The sequence below is a fragment of the Eikenella corrodens genome (assembly GCF_003990355.1).
Lineage (GTDB): Bacteria > Pseudomonadota > Gammaproteobacteria > Burkholderiales > Neisseriaceae > Eikenella > Eikenella corrodens_B.
In genome coordinates this window covers 313,441-332,781 of record NZ_CP034670.1, presented here as the reverse complement: position 1 = coordinate 332,781, position 19,341 = coordinate 313,441, and the positions used below count along the sequence as shown (strand labels likewise).

Sequence of the window (19,341 nt, the reverse complement as noted above, 5' to 3'; positions counted from 1 at the left end):
AGCACCATAGCAAAAGGCTACCTGAAAATCTTCAGGTAGCCTTTGCCATTCATGCCAACGCATTCACATCCGATGCAGCAACACCTGCAACACAAACTTGCTGCCCACATAAGCCAGCATCAGGCACACAAACCCGGCCACGCACCACAGCGCCGCCGTACGGCCGCGCCAGCGGCGGGTGCGGTGCAGCAGCAGGATACCGGCATACACCAGCCACGAAAGCACGCCGAACACGCTTTTGTGCGTGAGCGCGAGCGGCTTGCCGAAAATTTCCGGCGAAAACAGCAGCCCCCCGCCCACCGATACTGTGAGCAGCACAAAACCCGCCAGCATGCTTTGAAACATCAGTTTTTCCAAGCTCAACAGCGGCGGCAGGAAAGACACCAGCGGCGAAATGCGGTGGTTTCGCAGGCGGCGGTTCAGCAGCAGGATCAGCAGCGCCAGCAGCGCGGCAATGCCGAACAGGCTGTAGGAAAACACCGATGCGCCCACGTGCAGCGCGAAGGGCATATTGTCCACCGCATAATCCGCGCCCGGTGCCGGCCACAGCGCGGCGGCCAGCATGGAAAGCGCGGCAAAGGGATAGAGCAGCAGCTGCAAGCCCTTCAGCGGATAAAAGAAACTGCCGCACCAATACAACAGCAGCATCAGCCAGGTAGCCAAACACAGGGCATAGCCGATGCCGTTGGGGAAGCGGCTGAGCAGCAACGGCTGCCACACCGCCGCCGCGTGCGCAGGCAGTAGTGCCGCCAGCAACAGCAGCTCGCCCTTGAGCGGGTATGGCCGCCGGGCATTTTGCCGACCGAACCACCAGGCAAACATGCCCATGCCGCCATAGAGCAGCGCGAGCAAAACAAACAATACAGCCATGCTTTTTCCGTGTGTTGCGCGCCCGCTTTTCCATCAGGAAAGCCGCAAAGGCTGCGCGTAATAGTGTAAAATGCCGCGATTTTAGCAAACTTTGCCGCCTGCTAGGGGCTACCTGAAAGCAAAGCGTCAGCGCAATTAAAACGCCGCGCAGCGAAGTTTCTGCAAAACTAAGCCCCGCTTCAGTAAAGTGAACCAATCCGCTATCCCCATTCCGAATCAAACCCATTTATCGGTTGGGCGAAACCGCTAGCAATAAAACGAGCCAATACAGCATATTGGCGGTCTCCCAGCATGACAAGGAAAACTATGTTAGACAACCTATCCGGCCGCCTCAGCCAGTGGGCCAAAAAAATGCGCGGCCAGGCGCGCCTCTCCGAAGACAACATCAAAGAAGCCCTGCGCGAAGTGCGCATGGCGCTGTTGGAAGCCGACGTGGCGCTGCCGGTGGTGAAAGACTTTATGGCCAGCGTGAAAGAGCGTGCCGTCGGCCACGAAGTAATCGGCAGCCTCACGCCCGGCCAGGCCTTTATCGGCGTGGTCAACCAAGCGCTCACCGAGCTGATGGGCACACAAAACAGCAGCCTCAATCTGGCCGCCGTGCCGCCTGCCGTGGTGCTGATGGCCGGCCTGCAGGGTGCGGGTAAAACCACCACCGCCGGTAAGCTCGCCCGCCTGCTCAAAGAAGAGCAGCGCAAGAAAGTGCTGCTGGTGTCGGCCGACGTATACCGCCCCGCCGCCATCGAGCAGCTGCGCCTCCTGGCCGAGCAAGTGGGCGCGGATTTCTTCCCCTCCGACGTTTCCCAACAGCCCGTGGCTATCGCCCAGGCCGCGCTGGATTACGCCAAAAAGCATTTCTACGACGTGCTGATGGTCGACACCGCCGGCCGATTGGCGGTGGACGAAGCCATGATGGCCGAAATCAAGGCGCTGCATGAAGCCGTGAATCCGGTGGAAACCCTGTTTGTGGTGGATGCCATGCTCGGCCAAGATGCCGTGAACACCGCCCAGGCCTTCAATGAAGCCCTGCCGCTCACCGGCGTTATCCTCACCAAAATGGACGGCGACGCGCGCGGCGGCGCGGCACTTTCCGTGCGCCACGTTACCGGCAAACCGATTAAATTCATCGGCACCGGCGAAAAAATCGGCGGCCTCGAGCCCTTCCACCCCGACCGCATCGCCGGCCGCATTCTCGGCATGGGCGACGTGCTTTCCCTGATTGAAGACGTGCAAAAAGGCATCGATCAGGAAGTGGCCGAACGCATGGCCAAAAAGCTGCACAAAGGCAAAGGCTTCGACCTGAACGATTTCAAAGCCCAAATCCAGCAGATGCGCAATATGGGCGGCATCGAATCGCTGATGTCCAAACTGCCCGGCGAAATGGGGCAGCTTTCCGCGCAAATCCCCGAGGGCACGGCGGAAAAAGCCATGAGCAAAGTGGAAGCCATCATCAACTCCATGACCCCGAAAGAGCGTGCCAACCCCGCCCTGCTCAAAGCCAGCCGCAAACGCCGCATCGCCGCCGGCGCCGGCACCACCGTGCAGGAAGTGAACAAAATGCTCAAGCAGTTCGAGCAGTCGCAAAAAATGATGAAAATGTTCGGCGGCAAAGGCATGGGCAAACTCATGCGCATGGCACAAGGCATGAAAGGCCTGTTCCCCGGGCGTTAAACCCTCTGAATGAAATATCGGAAGGCTACCTGAAAACGGTTTTTCAGGTAGCCTTTTCCGTATCCGAACAGCTTTGTCGATTAAATAAAAATATAGCCGTAAACCCGCCTGCGCTACTTTCAGGTAGCCTCTTTCCCGCCGCAGGCTACCTGAAAATTCCCGTCAAACCATGTAACCGCACGCCCCCTATTCAAAACTTAAGGCTATAATGCCGCCCCAAAGCCGCTGATTCGCAGCGCACCTTCCCTTTTTCAGCAAAGGAATCACCCATGACCAGTCTCACCCTCCGCCTCGGCACGGCCGCCGCCCTGTGCGCCGCCGCGCTGGCCGCGCCCGCCGCCGCTGCCGAAACCGCCTTTCCCAAAAACGCCGAGCTGCACTACATCGGCCCCTACGGCGTGCCCGCCGTGATGACCTTCAACCAAAACGGCGGCCGCTACAACGTAAACGCCGACATCAACGTCCCGCTCTACAAAATGCGCTTTTCCTCCAACGGCAGCATCAGCGGCAACCGCCTGCAGCCCGCCCGCTACAGCGACACCCGCAAAGGCCGCGCCTACGCCGGCGCCACCTTCGACTACGGCAGCAAAACCATCACCTACGGCAAAACCGGACAAACCGAAAGCCAGCCCATCAGCGGCCCCACTTTCGACCTCTTCACCCTGGCCTGGCAGCTCGCGCTCAACAACGGCCAACTGCCCGCCAACCTGCACATCACCAACGGCAAACGCGTCTACCCCGTGCGCGGCATGACCCGCCTGCCACCCGCCCGCTACAACATCAACGGCGCCAGCATTGCCGTCAACCGCTTCCGCGTGCAGCGCGGCGACGACACCATCGAATATTCCTTCGCCCCCGATTTCGCCAACATCCCCGCCCTCATCAAATACACCGACGACGGCAAAACCTACGAGCTCAAACTGCGCAGCGGCAAAATCGACGGCACGCCCCTGCAGCCGCCCAGATAAGCAGCAACACAGGCTACCTGAAACCCAAACCAAACAGACAAGCCGCCCCGCAGCCTGTCTGTTTCTTATCTGCCCGTTTTCAGGTAGCCCATTCCCGCAACAGGCTACCTGAAACCACCACTCCGAAATGACTCCCGCCCAACTCCTCCACACTTCCACCCTGCTCGGCCAAGTGCTCGGCTTCGAACAGCCCGCCGATGCCCTCGTTTCCGCCTATTTCCGCAGCCACAAAAAACTTGGCCGCCAAGACCGGCACGAAATTGCCGAAACCGTGTTCGCCGCCTTGCGCCATTTGCAGAAAATCCAAAGCGTGCTGCCCGATCCCGTGCGCCAATCCCGCCGCGCCGCGCTGGCCGCCCTGGTATTGGGTCGCGGCATCAGCATTTCCGCCCTGGCCGATTGCGCCAATGCCGAAGAGACTGAGTTTCTAGGCTACCTGAAAGCCAAAAAAACCGAGTTTGCCGCGCAGCTGAACACCGCCGCCGAACTGCCCGAATGGCTCATTGCCCAACTGCGCGACCAAGGCTGGAGCGACGAACACATCCTCGCCTTCGGCCGCAGCACCGCCGCCCCCGCCCCGCTCGATTTGCGCGTGAACACCCTCCAAGCCAAACGCGACAAAGTGCTCGCCCGGCTGCAAGATGAAGGTATCCGCTGCGAGGCCACGCCTTATTCGCCGTGGGGCATCCGCCTGCACGACAAATCCGCCCTCATGCGCCACCCGCTGTTTTTGGAAGGCACCATTGAAGTGCAAGACGAAGGCAGCCAACTGCTCGCCCGCCTCACCGGCGCGCGGCGCGGCGAAATCATCGTCGATTTCTGCGCCGGCGCGGGCGGCAAAACCCTCGCCCTGGGCGCCGCCATGAACAACAGCGGCCGCCTCTACGCCTTCGACGTGGCCGAAAAACGGCTGGCCAAACTCAAGCCGCGCATGGTGCGCGCCGGCCTCACCAACATCAGCCCGCAACGTATCGGCAGCGAAACCGACCCGCGCCTCGAACGCCTCACCGGCAAAGCCGACCGCGTGCTGGTGGACGCCCCCTGCTCCGGGCTGGGCACCCTGCGCCGCAACCCCGATTTGAAATACCGCCAATCACCCGAGCGCCTCGCCGAATTGGCAAAGCAACAAGCCTCCATCCTCGAAGCCGCCGCCCGCCTGGTGCGCCCCGGCGGCCGTTTGGTGTATGCCACCTGTAGCGTGCTCGCAACTGAAAACGAACAGCAAGCCGAACGCTTCAGCGCCGCCCACCCCGATTGGCAGCCGGTAAACGCCGCCGAACTGCTGCCCGACTGCCCGGAATTATTTTCAGGTAGCCCCTATCTGCAGCTCTCCACCGCAGAACACCGCACAGACGGCTTCTTCGCCGCTGTGTGGGCGCGCCCGGAATAAACAATACCCCGGCTATGGCGCATCCGTTTCGCTGCCGCTTCCGGTATCGAAAGCAAATTTAATCCGCTATAATGGCCGCCGTTTCGTATCCGAATTTTGATTCATATTTAATCCATAAAAGGAAACACCATGAGCATCCAAGAAGAAATCAAACAATTCGTAAACAGCAACCGTATCGTACTGTTTATGAAAGGCACCAAACAATTCCCGCAATGCGGCTTCTCCTCCCGCGCCGTGCAAATCCTGCAGGCCGCCGGCTGCAATGATTTCGTTACGGTAAACGTATTGGGAAACCCCGAAATCCGCCAAGGCATCAAAGAATACGCCAATTGGCCCACCATCCCGCAACTGTATGTAAACGGCGAATTCGTGGGCGGATCCGATATTCTAATGGAAATGTATGAAGCCGGCGAATTGCAAGATTTGCTGAAAGCCGAAGCCTGATTTTCAATAAAGAAACCGAGCCGGTTGGGCGTATGTCCGTGCCCAACCGGCAATTTATAGTGGATTAAATTTAAACCAGTACAGCGTTGTCTCGCCTTGCCGTAACGTGTGTACTGTCTGCGGCTCGCCATCTTGTCCTGATTTTTGTTAATCCACTATATTTCTGGCACAACAAGTCGAAATACCCTTATAATCGACCCTGAAATAAACTTTAACAACCTCCGCAAAGGAAACATCATGGCAGCACGCGAAACTTTAGACCAACTTCTAGAACAGAAAAAAATGCTGGAAGACCGTATCCAACGCCGTTTGGCTTCCGAGCGCAAAAAGAAAGTGAACCAAATTTTGGCCATTATGGGCGATTTTGAAATCACCCTGGCCGATATTGAGGCAGGCCTGAAGGAAAAGCAAAACCGCCCGCAATACCGCAATCCGCAAACCGGCGCAACTTGGGGCGGCGTGGGCAAACGGCCGAAATGGATTGTAGAAGCTCAGAAAAAAGGCATCGACATCAAGAAATTCTTGGTATAACCGTTGCCCATACAGCATAAAAGGCTACCTGAAAACCAAACCATCCGTTTTCAGGTAGCCTTTTCCACATTAGGCAGCCAGGTTAATTGGATTTAATTGGCTATAGTGGATTAACAAAAATCAGGACAAGGCGGCGAGCCGCAGACAGTACACACGTTACGGCAAAGCGAGACAACGCCGTACAGGTTTTTGTTAATTCACTATATATGGCTCGGAATTGAAACTGCGCTTGCAAACAGCCCGTTTGCTAAACAAAAGCCGACCGACACGCCATCCCCGGAAAGCCTCATTTTCAGGCAGCCCGACCGATGCAATCCGGCGACTCGCAAAAAGGCTACCTGAAAACGAGAAACCCGCTTTCAGGTAGCCTTTAAACGTATTCCAGATTACCAGCCCTTAAAACTTCACCTCGGGCGGCGTTTGATATTTGGCGCGGTCGGGAAAGTCTAGCAGCTGTGCCGGCTGCCGATGGCCACAATAGGCGGCGACAATGCTGTGCGGAAACAGCTGGCACAGCGTGTTGTAACCCATGGCCGCATCGTTATAAGCCTGGCGGGCGAAGGCGATGCGGTTTTCCGTGCTGGTGATTTCCTCGGCCAGCTGCTGCATATTGGCGGCAGCCTGCAAATCCGGATAGGCCTCAATCTGTACCATCAGGCTGCGCACGGCCTGGGTGAGCCGGGTTTCGGCGGCAGAAAGCTGCGCCACCGCCTCCGCATTTTCCGGCCGTGTACCGCCCAACACACCAGCGGCTTGATTGCGCGCCTGCGTCACCTGCGTAAAGGTGTCGTTTTCATGTTTCAGGTAGCCTTTGGCGGCGGCCACCAAATTCGGAATCAAATCGTGCCGGCGTTGCAGCTGCACGCCGATTTGGGAGAAAGCATTGCGGTATTGGTTTTGCGCGATGACCAAACGGTTGTACACCATCACGCCCACCACGCCGCATGCGCCCGGCAGCAAAAGAATCCACAGCATCACGGTCTCCTGGAAATGTTTAAAACGGCCAGCCCATCTTACCATATCTAACAAACCAATTTAACTTTCGCCATAGCGTTGCTCCGCCTTGTATCGAAAGCCTATTTAACCTGCTATGGTTTATGCGGACACAGGCTTAAAACGTTTTCAGGCAGCCTGCATCCTATTCTCGGAAAATTCATCGAGCCCAACCTCCCCACCTGTATTTCCAAAACCCCGCACGCGCCCTACCGCGCCATGTTCCTCTACATCATTGCCGCATTCGGCATCGGCTGGTTTCTGCCCGTGAACGGCGCAATATGGGGGCTAGAGTTTCTACAAAGCTAAAATCCACAAAACAGCCTGCACCCTTATTTTTGAATGTACAGGCTGCCTTTTACGCTTTCAGGCTGCCTACTCCCACCCGCCCATCTTCTCCCGATACCACGCCAGCTTCCGCTCCAAAAACGCCCGATGCGCGTCCAATTCCTGCCGTTTGCGTTCCAACGCCGCCTGATGCTCCTGCAAAATCCGGTAACGTTCGGGGACGGTTTCATCGCCCAAATGCCGCAGCCGCGCGTATTCCTTGATTTGCGAGAGCGGCACGCCCATGTCTTTCAGCCGCAGGATGAAGCCCACCCATTCCAAATCGCGCGCGCCGTATTCGCGGTAGCCGTTGGCGTTGCGTTCGGGGCGCAGCAGCCCTTCCTGCTCGTAGTAGCGCAGAGTGGCGGCGGATAAGCCCGTTTGCTCAGCAAGTTCCTTGGTTTGCATCAAATCTCCTTGCTATAAAGTGCGCTTGATAGTTCAACCTGCCCGCGCAATTTTGCAAATTTGAGTATGGAGACGAAGAATGTTGAATCATCAGGATTTAATGGCACGCGGCTTGGCGAAGCTGAACGAAATCGACGGCGAGCAGGGCGGGGCAGTCCATAGGGGTTTCCTTTCTTGGGAACGGGCGGGGTTTAGGCAGTCTGAAAGGGTTTTGAATTAAGGTGCAGGCTGCTTTTTGCTTTCAGGTAGCCTGAAAACGCTTGGCCGCCTCTTCCAGCATTTTCCATTCTCCGCCGCTGCCGTGGTAGGTTTCGGCAAAAATTTCAAACACGGCGTTGCAGTGCGTGCATTGGAAATGGTGTTGCAGGAAATCGTACCAGCCGTGCAGGCGGCGGTTGCCCTGTGGGTCGGTGTCGATGATGTAGCCGCTGCGGGCGAAGGTTTGAACATAGTCGGGACTGATACGCCGGACTTTGGCGTAGGCGAGGGTGATGTCTGCCAGCGTGCCGTCTGCCAGGCGGTCGGCGGCGCGCAGCAGTATTTGCGACAGCATATCGGGGGTTTTGATGCGGACGGTGGGACGAAGGTCGGCGCAGTAATCGCACATGGTTCGGGTCTTTCGGTGGGGAGTGGGGTGCAGGCTGCTTTTAAAGTTTCAGACGGCTTCAGGCTACCTGAAAATGGAGTTCCTGCGAAGCCAAAAAGCAGCCTGCACTTTCAGCCAGCCTTCCCCGCCACCCGTTGCACCCCGAATATCGATACCAATACCAACGCAAATCCTGCCAGCGATTTCGCGTCCATGCCCTGTCCCAAAAACAGCCAGCCCAGCACAAATGCTGAAACAGGGCTAAGCAATCCCAGCGACGAAACCGCAGCGGGCGAAAGTTTGGCAATTCCCCTGAAAAACAAAACATAAGCCAACACTGCGCCAAACAGACACAAATACAGATAGCCGCCGATATTGGCAGGGCTTAAAGACTCCAGCGGCGGTTCGGCAATCAGGGCGACGGGCAGTAAAAACAGTCCGCCGATAAACAACTGCCAGCCGGTAAACGCCAGCACGGGCAGCGAAGTGCGGCGGTGTTTCGACAAATACACGCCCAACGCCATCGCCGCCGCGCCCGCCAGTGCCGCCAAAATCCCCGTCATGTCATAGCGCGCCTGCGGCGACAAAACCAAGAGTGCAATCCCCAAAACTCCAGCTGCCGCCCAGCCCCAAGCCGCTTTCGGCGGCATGGTTTTGCCAATCAGCCAAGTGAACACCAGCACCATCAGCGTCTGCGTGGAACTCAGCACCGCCGCCAGTCCGCCCGGTAAGCGATACGCCGCCACAGACAGCATGGCTTGGAAAAAGCCGATGTTCAGAAAACCGAGCAGGGCGACAATGCCCCATTCGCCGCGCCGAGGCAGCCTGCGCGTCCACGCCAACAGCAACAGCCCGGCCGGCAACACGCGGATAAGCGCGGCGGTGAACGGGCGGTTCGGCGGCAAGAATTCGGTGGTGACCAGATAAGTGCTGCCCCAAATCAGCGGGGCGAGCGCGGTGGCGAGGATGGCGGCGGTGCGGTTGGGCATGGTAGGTTTTCTTTTGTGTGCGGCGTTTTGTAGTGGATTAAATTTAAATCAGGACAAGGCGGCGAGCCGCAGACAGTACACACGTTACGGCAAGGCGAGACAACGCTGTACTGGTTTAAATTTAATTCACTATAGCTTCGCAGAAACTCGGCTTCCTTCGGAAACTCTGTTTTAGCTTCGCAGAAATTCGGCTTCCTTCGGAAACTTCGTTTTCAGGTAGCCCGAATGTTCTTTTTTATGCGGGTGCAGGCTGCCCCTAGCGTGCAGGCTGCCGCATCAGCAGCCCTAAAAACAGCACCGTCCCCAGCACGCCGAATACGGTGGATACGGGGATTTCAAACGGGAACACAATCACGCGGCCGACGATGTCGCACAGCAGCACCAGCGCCGCGCCCAGCAGTGCCACGGCGGGCAGGCCGGCGCGGAGTTTGTCGCCCAAAAGCAGGCTGACGATATTGGGCACCACCAGCCCGATAAACGGGATGTTGCCCACGGTCACCAGCACCAGCGAGGTAATCAGCGCCACCATCACCAGCCCCGCCCACAGCACGGTGCGGGGGTTGATGCCCAAGTTCACCGCCGCCGATTCGCCCAGCCCCACAATCGTGAGTTGGTCGGCAATGGCGTAGGCGGTGGCGGCCAATATGCCGGTGAGCCACAGCAGTTCGTAGCGTCCCTGCAGCACGCCGGAAAAATCGCCGCTCTGCCAGAAGCTGATGAGCTGCATCATGTCGGCTTCGTAGGCGATGAAGGTATAGACGGCTTCAATCACGCCGCCGTAAATAATGCCGACCAGCGGCACGAGCAGCTGCGCGGTGGGCGGCAGCCTGCGGACGAGCGTCATAAACAGCAGCATGCCCAGCAGCGCGGCCACGGCGGCCACGGACATTTTCGCCAGCAGGGGCGCGGCGGGCAGCAGCAGCGCCATCAGCAGCAGCGCCAAGGTCGCGCTCTGGCTTGCGCCCACCATGGACGGTTCGACAAAGCGGTTTTTCAGCAGAATCTGCATCATCATACCGGCCACGCCCATAGATGCGCCGGTAAGCACAATGGCAAACGTACGCGGCAGGCGGCTGGTGATCATGACTTGGGTGCTGCCGTTCAGGCTGCCTGAAAAAAGCTGTGTCCACGAAAAATCCGCCACGCCGATGGACAGGCTGGCGGCAAACAGGACAAGGGTAACGGCAACGGTTATCAGGGTGAGGGGTTTGGCGGTCATGTGTCGGTGTGTTGGTAGAGTTGGTTATCGGGGTGCAGGCTGCTTTCGGGGTTCGGGCTGCCTGAAAATATCGGGCTATCCGTCATAGGTTTCCCAGTACGCACAGTTTTCGGGCAGGGGCGGCAGCGGATAATTTTGCGGCGCAACTTCCAAGATTTCCCGCCCGCGTCCCTGCGCCGCCCAGCGGTTCAGCAAGGCCTGCACATCGTCCGGACGGCGGGCGGCAATACCGAAGCTGCGTTCGGGCTGCCACGATTCGGGCGCGGCGGGACTGCTTTCGTGTTCGTGCGGCGTGTTGCCGTAACTGCAACGCAGGCAGATGAAGCGGATGCTGCGCGTCCAGTCTTCGGCGAAGGTGTCGGTGTCCAACGACAGTTCGGACAGTGCGGCAGAGTCGGCTTCGTCGGGGCAGCGGACAAAGGCGGCGTAGGTATCGTGCGGCGACTGCTGCCAGCGTTCCAGCGCATTGAAGACGGACACTTCGCCGCCGAGCCCGTCCGGACGCGTGCCGGTGGGCGCGCCGTCGTGCAGGACGATGTCGCCGAAACGGTAGCCGCTTTCGGGCAGGGGGACGTTGGTAATTCGGGCGCGGCAGGGGTCTATCCGCCGCGCGTACACGCATTCGCCGTCTTCCCATGCGTTGAGCCGCAGCACGGCCGTGCCGAAATTGGCGCAGATTTCGCCGCCGCTTTCGGGTATTCCGATGCCGCAGGCTGCCCATAAGCGGCGGGCGGTCGGCCAGTCGTGCAGGGCGGTGGCGGCAATGGCGGCGTTCCAATGGGCGGCTTCGTCAAATTCGGCGGAACATTCGATGGCGCGTTGGTTGGCATGGAGCGATATTGCCCAATCCCTGCGGTATTTGGCGGCAAGCCCGAGCATATAGTGGTATGCGCTGTCTTCGGGGCAGACTTTAGCAAGTTTGGCAAACAGTTCGGCGGCGGTTTTCAGGTTGCCCGAATCAAAGGCCTGATAGGCTTGTTTGTGGCGTTTTTTGAGCTGTCGGCGGGTTGGGAAAGGCATGGGTTTGATTCCTGCGGTTTTAATTGGTATCAGTTTGCGGTGCAGGCTGCTTTTGGCGCGTTCAGGCTGCCTGAACGCGGAATCAAAAGCAGCCTGCACTTTGTTTCCATACCTGTTACTTCGCTTTGGCCAGCGCTTCCGCCACCTGTTTCAACGCAGTCTGCAACTGGCGTGCGCCGCCGGCGGCCAAATAAGTGCCGCTGTCCAGATAGACCACCTGTCCTCTTTTCCACGCGGTGGTTTCGGCCACCAGCGGGTTGTTCAGCACGTCTTTGGCGGCCTGGCCTTCTTCGCCGATGGCCGCGCTGCGGTCAAGCACGAACAGCCAGTCGGGGTTTTTCTCTTTCAAGTATTCAAACGATACGGGCATGCCGTGCGAGCCTTCCTTCATCTGCGCGTCCACGGGCGTGATGCCGATGCCTTGGTGAATCCAGCCGCCCAGCCGCGAAGTGGGGCTTTGGGCGGAGAGTTTGCCCGCGTTCACGATAATCACCAAACCGGTGCCTTTGCCCTGCGCGGCGGTTTTGGCGGCGGCCAGTGCGGCGTCGATGTCGGCTTTCAGTTTGTCGGCTTCGGCCTGTTTGCCGAAGATTTGCGCGTAAGCGTCGATGCGTTCTTTCGCGCTGGCAATCAGGTTTTTGGTGTCCGCCGTCATTTCAATCGTGGGGGCGATTTCGTTGAGCTGGTGGATGGCTTTGTTGGCGCGGCTGCCGGTGATGATGAGCTGCGGCTTGAAGGCGTTGAGCGCTTCGTAGTTCGGCTCGAACAGTGTGCCGACGTGCTGGGCTTTTTCCACGGTAGGTTTCAGGTAGCCCAGATTGGTTTTGTCCACCGTCGCGCCCACGTTCACGCCCAATGCGGTGAGCGTGTCCAGCGCGCCGAAGTCGTACACGGCCACGCGTTCGGGATTTTTAGGCACGGGAAACTCGCCGCGCGCGGTCTGCACTTTGACCACTTCGCCTTGGATGTCGGTATGCGGTTTCAGCGGCGTTTGGTCGGCTTGGGGTTTTTCTGCGGAGGCGGATGCGCCGGATGCAGTTGCAGGCTGCTTTGCCTGTTCGCCGTTCGGGTTGCACGCGGTGAGCGCGGCCAGAATCAACAGGACGGGGAGTTTGGTTTTTGTCATGAGATTTTCTTTCTTGATTAAAGTTGAAGGGATAAGGGTTTACGGTTCGGCGGCCAGCGCGAGGGCTGTCTGAAACGATAGTTTCATGATGCTGCCGTGCGTTTCGGCGGGGTATTCTTCGTAAACGGCGGACACATTGGGCAGCGCGTCCAAGCGGGCGGCAAGGCGGCGCAGGCGTTCGGGGTCGGGCGGCGGTATTTTGTCCTGCAATGCGCCGGGCAGCGCGCCGCCGCTTTTGTGCAGCCAGATGTTCCGCGTGCCGCGTCCGATTCGGGCATCCAATCCGTCCATATCGGGCAGGCCGCTGCCGCCGCGCAGCCACAAGGACGGGTCAGCGGCGACATAGCGGTCGAACGACTGCGGCGCGTGCAGGAAGGCATACAGCACAAACAGCCCGCCGTAGGAATGCCCCCACAGCGTTTGCCGTCGCGTATCCAGCATCGGCGCGGCTTCAGCTGCGAGCGGGCGGATTTTGCCGGTGAGCAGCCTGAAAAAGCCCAATGCGCCGCCGTTGCAGAGCGTGGGGTCAATCGGGTCGTGCAGGCAGGTTTGGCCGGACACGGGCGGGGTGTAGTCCCACGCGCGTTGGGCGCGGTCGATGCGCAGGCTGCTGTCGGGCGCGACCAACACGAGGATGACGGGATTTTTCCGCAGCCGCGCAAAGGCCGCGTCGTCCAGAAATGCGGCGGCAGCGTTGCCATCCAAGGCGTACAGCACGGGGAAGCCGCCTTCGGGTGCAGGCTGCTGCGGAATGCCGATATAGACGCGGTAACGCCGCCTGCCGTCTTCGGAAAGCAGCCTGCGTGTTACAAAACGGTAGCCGCTGTCGGGGTTGTCCAGCGCGGACAAATCGGCCTGCTGCGGTTGGTTGCCGCGCGGCGCGGGTGCGGCAGGGGCGGCGTTGTCGGCCGATGCGCAGGCAGGCAGGCCGAACAGCAGGGACAGGAACAGGGTGCGGATTAGGGGTGCAGGCTGCATTTTTATCAGAAGGAGACTTTCAGGCTGCCGTAAAACGCGCGGCCGTGTTCGTTGTAAACGTTCGCGCCCCTGCCGGAGCGGTAGATTTGCTTGTCAAACAGGTTGCTGATGCCCAGGCGCACATTGACGCGGCTGTTCCAGTTGTAGCCCGCGTTGATGCCCCACAGGCCGTAGCTGCCCAATTGGGTGGAATCCAGCCCGTCTTCAACCGGCCGTTCGTGGCGGACGATGACCACGCCGCGCGGCTTGGTGCGGCCGTAGTGCGTGAAGGTCAGGTTGGCGTCCCATTTTTCGTTCGGCGTCCAGTTCAGGGTGCTGTTGAGCGTGTATTTCGGAATCAGCGACAGGGGGTTGCCGTCCGCGTCTTCCGATTTCTGCATATAGGTGAAATTGTTGCTCCATTTCAGCGTGCGGTGCAGCGGGATGGTGATGTTGCCTTCGAAGCCGGACACGGTGGCGGTGGGGCTGTTTTCCCATTGCAGGACGTTGGTGTTGGGCGCGACGGTGCCGATGAGCGTGCGGCCGATGATAATCTTGTTGCGGTAGGCGTTGTGGAAATACGCCATGCTGGCCGACCAGCCGTCTTTCGCAAATTCAAAGCCCAACTCTTTGTTGAGCGCGGTTTCGGGTTTCAGGTGGGCGTTGCCTAAATAATAGCACGCGCCGGTGGTGGGGAAGCCGGGCACAATCGGACAGCCTTTGCCGCGCGTGGCAATCAGGTAGCTCGGGTGCGTCTGGTACAGGCTGGGGGCTTTGTAGGCGCGCGCGATGCCGCCCTTGATGCGCCAGTTCGCGCCGATGCCCTGCTCGAAGTTCAGGCCGCCGCTCACGTTGCCGCCGGAAATGCTGCTGTGGTCGTAGCGTAGGAAGGGAATCAGGTGGGTTTGTTCCCGCGCGGTCCAGTGGTCTTCGGCAAAGACCGCCCAGCGGTTTTCCGCCATGCGGCTGTCGTCCGTCCTGCGGCCGGGTATCGGGTTGCCCGTGCCGCGCCCGGTGTAGCTCATGGTGTAGGGGTCGTCCAGCGAGCTGCGCCCCAGTTCCGCGCCTGCGGTCAGGACGTGGCTGCCCGCCGCGTTGAACGGAATGTGGAATTCGGTGCTCAGGCGCGTGTTTTTCAGGCGGCTGTCGGTGAATTTGTCGCTGCTGTAGCTGCCTTCGGGGCCGCCCGCCATGTTGTCGGGGAAGCGGCTGTTTTTGGTTTCGTCATAACTGAGCCAGGTTTTGTTGTCGCCCCAGCCGAAGGTGCCGTTGTAGGTAAGCGAATAGGCGCGGCGGTACAGGCGTGAGGTTTCTTCTACGCCGTTGCGCAGCAGTTGCGACGTGATGCCGGTGTTGTTGCTGTTGAGCGTGTCGCCGTTATAAATATTGCCTTGGCGGCTGAAGCTGCCGTCCAGCGTTAAGCTGTGTTCGGGCGAAATGCTCCAGTGCAGCCTGCCTGCAATGTCTCGGTTGCGCACGCCTTCCACGCCTGCGGCCAAACCCCTGCCGTCCACACCGGCGTTGATGTCGTTGGCATCGGCTTCGGTTTTATTGATGTTGCCGTAGAGGCGGAACGAAAGCCTGTCTTTCACAATCGGACCGCTCAAAACGAACCCGATGCGCTGCGTGGCGCCTTCTTTGCTGTTTTGCGGCTGATTGGTGTAGTAGGTGGCCGAACCGCTGAAATCGTTGGTGATTTTTTTGGTAACGATATTGACCACGCCGCCCATTGCGCCCGAGCCGTAACGCGCCGCCGCAGGGCCGCGGATAACGCTGATGCTTTCAACCGCTTCCACGGGCACCCAGTTGCTGTCGCCGCGCGTGTTGCGTTCGCCGCGCATACCCATGCGCTCCGCATTGCGCGAAGTAACGGGTTTGCCGTCAATCAGAATCAGCGTGTTTTCGGGGCCCATGCCGCGGATATCGATTTGCCGCTTGTTGCCGCGCTGACCGGTGGCGGCATTGCCGGTCAGGTTCACGCCGGGCATGGTGCGGATGAGCTCGGACAAATCGTTGGCGGCAGGGCGTTTTTCAATATCCGCGCGGTTGATGCGCGACACGCCGAGCTGCTGCTGCAATTTGCGTTCGGCGGTGATGTAGATGGTTTCCAGCTCCTGCGTGTGTTCCGCAGGATCTGCGGGAGCGGAGGCCGCGTCGTCCGCATAAGCTGGCAGGCTGCACAAAGCGAGGGCAATCAGAGAGAGTCGGAAAACAGGTGTGCTGCGTGATTTCATGGAACAACCCCATTTGATATTAAGAATAAATACTATTTCATGACGAATAATAAACCAGCTTAACGTAACTTGTCTATTTCTTAGCCGCTGGTTTACATTTCTGCCGGGCAGAAGCAGGCACGCACGGCACAACGGACTTTCAGGCTGCCTGAAACGGCATCCGCTCCGATGAAAAGTTGCGTCCGGGCACGATAAAATGTCCGCTCCGCATATCCTTCCCGCGCCGTCCGAGCATATAATGCCAATTTGGGGAATGTTTCAGCAAGCGTAGCCCGCTTAGGTAGGATGTGTGCGGTACGCACGCACGCGAGTAGCCTGTTTCAGGCTACCTGAAACAGTGCAGGCCGCCATCGGCCTGATTTTTTGATTCAGCCAATCGATGAGCGTGCCTACGATGCTGCTTTTGCCCCACCCTACATATCCCGTTTTTCAGACGGCCTTCAGGCTACCTGAAAACGAAGCGAAGCGAGTTTCTGCGAAGCTAAAGCGCAGCTTCAACGAAGTTAAAACGAAGTTTCCGAAGGGAGCCGAGTTTCTGCGAAGCTAAAACACAGGCGGCAACGGGAGTAAAACGAAGTTGCCCAAGTAAGCGGGATTTCGGTGCAGCGGAAACGCAAAAAGCAGCCTGCACCTTTTCAGGTAGCCCGTTATCCCCCAAGGAGACCCGATGAACCACCAAACCATTATGCAGAACGCCGAAGCGCGCCGCTCCGTGTACGCGCTCAACCGCAACCTGCCCCTGCCGACCGAAGAAATCGCCGCCATCGTCCGCCACGCCCTGAAATACAGCCCTTCGCCGTTCAATTCCCATTCCACCCGCCTGCTCGTCCTGTTCGGCGCGGAACACGAAAAACTGTGGGACATCGCCTCCGAAGTGCTGCAAGCCGCCGTGCCGCCCGAAATTTTCGCCCAACAGACCGCGCCCAAACTTGCCGCCTTCCGCGCCGCCGCAGGCAGCATCCTGTTTTACCAAGACACGGACGTGGTTTCAGGCTTGCAACAGCGTATGCCGCTTTACGCCGACACCTTCCCCGTGTCCGCCGACAAAGAATTCGCCATGATGCAGTACGCGATTTGGACCACCTTCGCCGCCGCCGGAATCGGCGCGAACATCCAGCATTACAACCCGCTGATTGACGAAGCCGTCGCCCAAACGTGGCAGGTTCCCGCCCACTGGCGGCTGCGCAGCCAAATGGTGTTCGGCGGCATCGCCTCCCCCGCCGCCGAACGCGAATACGCCCCCACCGAGCCGCGCCTGCGGATTTTCGGGCTGGATGGCGGCAACTGACGAAATTGCCGTTTCAGGCAGCCCGAACGCACGGGCGGCAGCGGCGATAAAACGAAATCCCTGCGAAGCGGAATGTAAAAGCAGCCTGCACCTTTTCAGGCAGCCCGTCCGCACCACACAAGGAATACCCATGAAACGCTTTGAAAACAAGACCATTTTAATTACCGGAGCCAGCAGCGGCATCGGTTTGGCAGGCGCAAAACAGCTTGTTGCCGAAGGTGCGAAAGTCATCATCACCGGGCGTACCCCAAGCCGTCTGCAAGCCGCTGCCGAAGAACTGGGCGCAAACGCCGTGGCCGTGCTCGATGATGCGGCGGACGGCAAAACGCTGGAACGGCTGCTGCCCGTGGTGGAGCGCATCGGGAAGCTGGACGGCCTGTGGCTCAATGCCGCCTATGCCGCAGGCGCGCCGCTGGAAGCCACCGGCAAATCCATGATTGAACAGATGTTTCAGGTAAACGTGGTCGCCCCCATGCTGCAAATGGGCGCGCTCTCGCCGCATCTGAACAACGGCGCGTCCGTGGTCGTAACCTCGTCCAGCGCGGTGTACGAAGGGCAGCCGAATGTCGCCCTGTATGCCGCTACCAAAGCAGCGGTGCTGGCGGCGGCGCGCAGTTGGGCGGCGGAACTCGCCCCGCGCGGCATCCGTGTCAATTCGCTCGTGCCCGGCCCGATTACCAGCAACCTGCGTTCGGTGCTGCCCGACGAAATGCGCGCCCAGTTTGAAGAACAGCTTGCCGAAGTGGTGCTGCTCAAACGCGTAGGCGAAGCGCGCGAAGCGGCGGCGGTGGCACTCTTTCTGCTGTCGGACGATGCAAGCTACGTTACCGGCAGCGCGTATGCGGTGGACGGCGGGCTGCTGATGGATTGAGCCCGCACGTTTTCAGGCAGCCCGACAAACCTTTCCCCGTTTGGAGAACAAACAGATTGCCGACGACCCGAAAGCAGCCTGCACCCGTATAAAAAAACATTCGGGCTACCTGAAAACAGAGTTTCTGCGAAGCTAAAACGGAGTTTCTGCGAAGCTAAAATACGGGCTGCAATGGGAGTAAAACGAAGTTGCCCAAGTAAGCGGGATTTCGGCGCAGCGGAAACGTCAAAGCAGCCTGCACCTTATTCAGGCAGCCTGACAAGCCTACCTCCCGTTTGGAGACCAAACAGATTGCCGCCGACCCGAAAGCAGCCTGCAACCGCATCAATACAAAACCACCCGCCGAAGCCGAGCCCCGCATTCGGGCTGCCTGAAACCCTAGCCGCCACAAAAACCAAAACCCAAACCAAAACAACCCCATGACCCAAGACCGCAAAACCCTCCTCGCCCTCACCGCCCTGCTCCTGCTCTCCTGCGCCCTGTTCCTCACCTGGAACGCGCCGCACGGCGAATGGGGCTACATCCTCCCCCTGCGCGGCGCGAAACTGGCCGCCCTGCTGCTCGTCGCCTATTCCGTGGGCGTGTCCACCCTGCTGTTCCAAACGCTCACCAACAACCCCATCCTCACCCCGTCCGTGCTCGGCTTCGACGCGCTCTACGTCTTCCTGCAAACCCTGCTCGTGTTCGCACTCGGCAGCACGGGCTACACCCAGCTCCCGCCATACGGCAAATTCACGCTGGAACTGGCCGCCATGCTCGGCGGCTCGCTGCTGCTGTTCAGCCTGCTGCTGCGGCAGGGCGGGCGCGATTTGGCGCGCATGATTCTTATCGGCGTGATATTCGGCGTGCTCTTCCGCAGCCTGTCCTCCCTGTTGCAGCGCATGATCGACCCCGAAGAATACGCCGTCGCCCAAACCGCTATGTTTGCCAGCTTCAACACCGTCAATACCAAGCTGCTCGGCTTCGGCGGCGCGATTGCCGTTGCCAGCGTGCCCGTGTTGTGGCGCGAACGGTATCGGCTGGACGTGCACCTGCTCGGGCGCGATCAAGTGACCAACCTTGGCATCAGCTACCCGCGCCACACACTGTGGATTTTGGCGTGGATTGCGCTTTTGGTCGCCACCGCCACTGCCACGGTCGGTATCGTCAGCTTTTTCGGGCTGCTCGTCTGCGCGCTGGCCAACCACTTTTCAGGCAGCCTGCACCATGCCGTGCGCCTGCCGATGGTGTTCCTCGTTTCCGCCATCATGCTCATCGGCGGGCAGGCCGTTTTCGAGCACCTGCTGGGCATGAAGGCCGTATTGAGCGTGGTGGTGGAATTTGCCGGCGGGCTGGTGTTTTTGTGGCTAGTGCTGAAAAAACGGGCAGTTTGACGGCAACGGACGGGCTGCCTGAAAAAGCAGCCTGCACCCGAAATCCGACTGCCGACCCTGCTTTCAGGCAGCCTGCAGA

18 protein-coding genes are annotated in these 19,341 nt (G+C 59.3%); 8 read left to right on the top strand and 10 right to left on the bottom strand.

What is annotated here, in order from left to right:
- Window positions 1-63: 63 nt before the first annotated feature.
- On the bottom strand, window positions 64-870 hold the full coding sequence (locus ELB75_RS01725) for a cytochrome C assembly family protein (RefSeq protein ID WP_126982479.1): 807 nt from the start codon (window positions 868-870) through the stop codon (window positions 64-66).
- A 306-nt stretch (window positions 871-1,176) separates the two neighbouring features.
- Here ELB75_RS01725 and ffh point away from each other — a divergent pair, with 306 nt between their 5' ends.
- The 5 genes from ffh (at window position 1,177) to ELB75_RS01695 (ending at window position 5,871) form a co-directional block, all read left to right on the top strand.
- Entirely contained in the window at window positions 1,177-2,538 is a 1,362-nt protein-coding gene (ffh, locus tag ELB75_RS01720) for a signal recognition particle protein (RefSeq protein ID WP_126982478.1), read from the top strand.
- Between the two features lie 269 nt (window positions 2,539-2,807).
- Entirely contained in the window at window positions 2,808-3,506 is a 699-nt protein-coding gene (locus tag ELB75_RS01715) for a DUF3108 domain-containing protein (RefSeq protein WP_126982477.1), read from the top strand.
- A gap of 127 nt (window positions 3,507-3,633) precedes the next feature.
- Complete coding sequence (locus tag ELB75_RS01710; protein ID WP_126982476.1) at window positions 3,634-4,896, top strand: RsmB/NOP family class I SAM-dependent RNA methyltransferase; 1,263 nt, start codon at window positions 3,634-3,636, stop codon at window positions 4,894-4,896.
- Window positions 4,897-5,025: 129 nt separating this feature from the next.
- Entirely contained in the window at window positions 5,026-5,340 is a 315-nt protein-coding gene (gene grxD / locus ELB75_RS01705) for a Grx4 family monothiol glutaredoxin (protein WP_126982475.1), read from the top strand.
- A 237-nt stretch (window positions 5,341-5,577) separates the two neighbouring features.
- The gene (locus ELB75_RS01695; RefSeq protein ID WP_126982474.1) at window positions 5,578-5,871 is read left to right on the top strand and encodes an H-NS histone family protein; all 294 of its coding nucleotides are present in this window, start codon (window positions 5,578-5,580) and stop codon (window positions 5,869-5,871) included.
- A 396-nt stretch (window positions 5,872-6,267) separates the two neighbouring features.
- Here ELB75_RS01695 and ELB75_RS01690 read toward each other — a convergent pair whose 3' ends face one another.
- The 9 genes from ELB75_RS01690 to ELB75_RS01640 all read right to left on the bottom strand — a co-directional run bounded on the left by ELB75_RS01690 (window position 6,268) and on the right by ELB75_RS01640 (window position 15,730).
- A complete protein-coding gene (locus ELB75_RS01690; protein ID WP_126982473.1) occupies window positions 6,268-6,846 on the bottom strand; it encodes a LemA family protein in 579 nt (192 codons plus the stop codon).
- Window positions 6,847-7,239: 393 nt separating this feature from the next.
- Window positions 7,240-7,599, bottom strand: coding sequence for a MerR family transcriptional regulator (locus tag ELB75_RS01680; RefSeq protein ID WP_126982471.1), 360 nt, complete (start codon window positions 7,597-7,599; stop codon window positions 7,240-7,242).
- 241 nt (window positions 7,600-7,840) lie between these two features.
- Window positions 7,841-8,206, bottom strand: a complete 366-nt coding sequence (locus ELB75_RS01670) for a hypothetical protein (RefSeq protein ID WP_126982470.1) — start codon at window positions 8,204-8,206, stop codon at window positions 7,841-7,843.
- A 110-nt stretch (window positions 8,207-8,316) separates the two neighbouring features.
- Entirely contained in the window at window positions 8,317-9,174 is an 858-nt protein-coding gene (locus ELB75_RS01665; RefSeq protein ID WP_126982469.1) for an EamA family transporter, read from the bottom strand.
- Window positions 9,175-9,430: 256 nt separating this feature from the next.
- Window positions 9,431-10,393, bottom strand: coding sequence for an ABC transporter permease (locus ELB75_RS01660; protein WP_126982468.1), 963 nt, complete (start codon window positions 10,391-10,393; stop codon window positions 9,431-9,433).
- 75 nt (window positions 10,394-10,468) lie between these two features.
- Window positions 10,469-11,413, bottom strand: coding sequence for a hypothetical protein (locus tag ELB75_RS01655; protein WP_126982467.1), 945 nt, complete (start codon window positions 11,411-11,413; stop codon window positions 10,469-10,471).
- Window positions 11,414-11,528: 115 nt separating this feature from the next.
- On the bottom strand, window positions 11,529-12,539 hold the full coding sequence (locus ELB75_RS01650) for a siderophore ABC transporter substrate-binding protein (protein ID WP_126982466.1): 1,011 nt from the start codon (window positions 12,537-12,539) through the stop codon (window positions 11,529-11,531).
- Window positions 12,540-12,578: 39 nt separating this feature from the next.
- The gene (locus ELB75_RS01645) at window positions 12,579-13,517 is read right to left on the bottom strand and encodes an alpha/beta hydrolase (RefSeq protein WP_126982465.1); all 939 of its coding nucleotides are present in this window, start codon (window positions 13,515-13,517) and stop codon (window positions 12,579-12,581) included.
- Between the two features lie 5 nt (window positions 13,518-13,522).
- Window positions 13,523-15,730, bottom strand: a complete 2,208-nt coding sequence (locus tag ELB75_RS01640; protein WP_126982464.1) for a FepA family TonB-dependent siderophore receptor — start codon at window positions 15,728-15,730, stop codon at window positions 13,523-13,525.
- A gap of 667 nt (window positions 15,731-16,397) precedes the next feature.
- Between ELB75_RS01640 and ELB75_RS01635 the strand changes: the two genes are divergently transcribed.
- From ELB75_RS01635 to ELB75_RS01625, 3 genes are all read left to right on the top strand, one after another.
- The gene (locus tag ELB75_RS01635; RefSeq protein ID WP_126982463.1) at window positions 16,398-17,018 is read left to right on the top strand and encodes a nitroreductase family protein; all 621 of its coding nucleotides are present in this window, start codon (window positions 16,398-16,400) and stop codon (window positions 17,016-17,018) included.
- A 130-nt stretch (window positions 17,019-17,148) separates the two neighbouring features.
- A complete protein-coding gene (locus tag ELB75_RS01630) occupies window positions 17,149-17,889 on the top strand; it encodes an SDR family NAD(P)-dependent oxidoreductase (protein ID WP_126982462.1) in 741 nt (246 codons plus the stop codon).
- Window positions 17,890-18,308: 419 nt separating this feature from the next.
- Window positions 18,309-19,262, top strand: coding sequence for an iron chelate uptake ABC transporter family permease subunit (locus tag ELB75_RS01625; RefSeq protein WP_126982461.1), 954 nt, complete (start codon window positions 18,309-18,311; stop codon window positions 19,260-19,262).
- Window positions 19,263-19,341: the final 79 nt, after the last annotated feature.

Coding starts and splice junctions, on each gene's coding strand:
- ELB75_RS01695 (WP_126982474.1), top strand. CDS start 5,578: ATGGCAGCACGCGAAACTTTAGACCAACTTCTAGAACAGAAAAAAATG.
- grxD (WP_126982475.1), top strand. CDS start 5,026: ATGAGCATCCAAGAAGAAATCAAACAATTCGTAAACAGCAACCGTATC.
- ELB75_RS01665 (WP_126982469.1), bottom strand. CDS start 9,174: ATGCCCAACCGCACCGCCGCCATCCTCGCCACCGCGCTCGCCCCGCTG.
- ELB75_RS01630 (WP_126982462.1), top strand. CDS start 17,149: ATGAAACGCTTTGAAAACAAGACCATTTTAATTACCGGAGCCAGCAGC.
- ELB75_RS01710 (WP_126982476.1), top strand. CDS start 3,634: ATGACTCCCGCCCAACTCCTCCACACTTCCACCCTGCTCGGCCAAGTG.
- ELB75_RS01625 (WP_126982461.1), top strand. CDS start 18,309: ATGACCCAAGACCGCAAAACCCTCCTCGCCCTCACCGCCCTGCTCCTG.
- ELB75_RS01635 (WP_126982463.1), top strand. CDS start 16,398: ATGAACCACCAAACCATTATGCAGAACGCCGAAGCGCGCCGCTCCGTG.
- ffh (WP_126982478.1), top strand. CDS start 1,177: ATGTTAGACAACCTATCCGGCCGCCTCAGCCAGTGGGCCAAAAAAATG.
- ELB75_RS01645 (WP_126982465.1), bottom strand. CDS start 13,517: ATGCAGCCTGCACCCCTAATCCGCACCCTGTTCCTGTCCCTGCTGTTC.
- ELB75_RS01655 (WP_126982467.1), bottom strand. CDS start 11,413: ATGCCTTTCCCAACCCGCCGACAGCTCAAAAAACGCCACAAACAAGCC.
- ELB75_RS01725 (WP_126982479.1), bottom strand. CDS start 870: ATGGCTGTATTGTTTGTTTTGCTCGCGCTGCTCTATGGCGGCATGGGC.
- ELB75_RS01650 (WP_126982466.1), bottom strand. CDS start 12,539: ATGACAAAAACCAAACTCCCCGTCCTGTTGATTCTGGCCGCGCTCACC.
- ELB75_RS01670 (WP_126982470.1), bottom strand. CDS start 8,206: ATGTGCGATTACTGCGCCGACCTTCGTCCCACCGTCCGCATCAAAACC.
- ELB75_RS01680 (WP_126982471.1), bottom strand. CDS start 7,599: ATGCAAACCAAGGAACTTGCTGAGCAAACGGGCTTATCCGCCGCCACT.
- ELB75_RS01690 (WP_126982473.1), bottom strand. CDS start 6,846: ATGCTGTGGATTCTTTTGCTGCCGGGCGCATGCGGCGTGGTGGGCGTG.
- ELB75_RS01715 (WP_126982477.1), top strand. CDS start 2,808: ATGACCAGTCTCACCCTCCGCCTCGGCACGGCCGCCGCCCTGTGCGCC.
- ELB75_RS01660 (WP_126982468.1), bottom strand. CDS start 10,393: ATGACCGCCAAACCCCTCACCCTGATAACCGTTGCCGTTACCCTTGTC.
- ELB75_RS01640 (WP_126982464.1), bottom strand. CDS start 15,730: ATGAAATCACGCAGCACACCTGTTTTCCGACTCTCTCTGATTGCCCTC.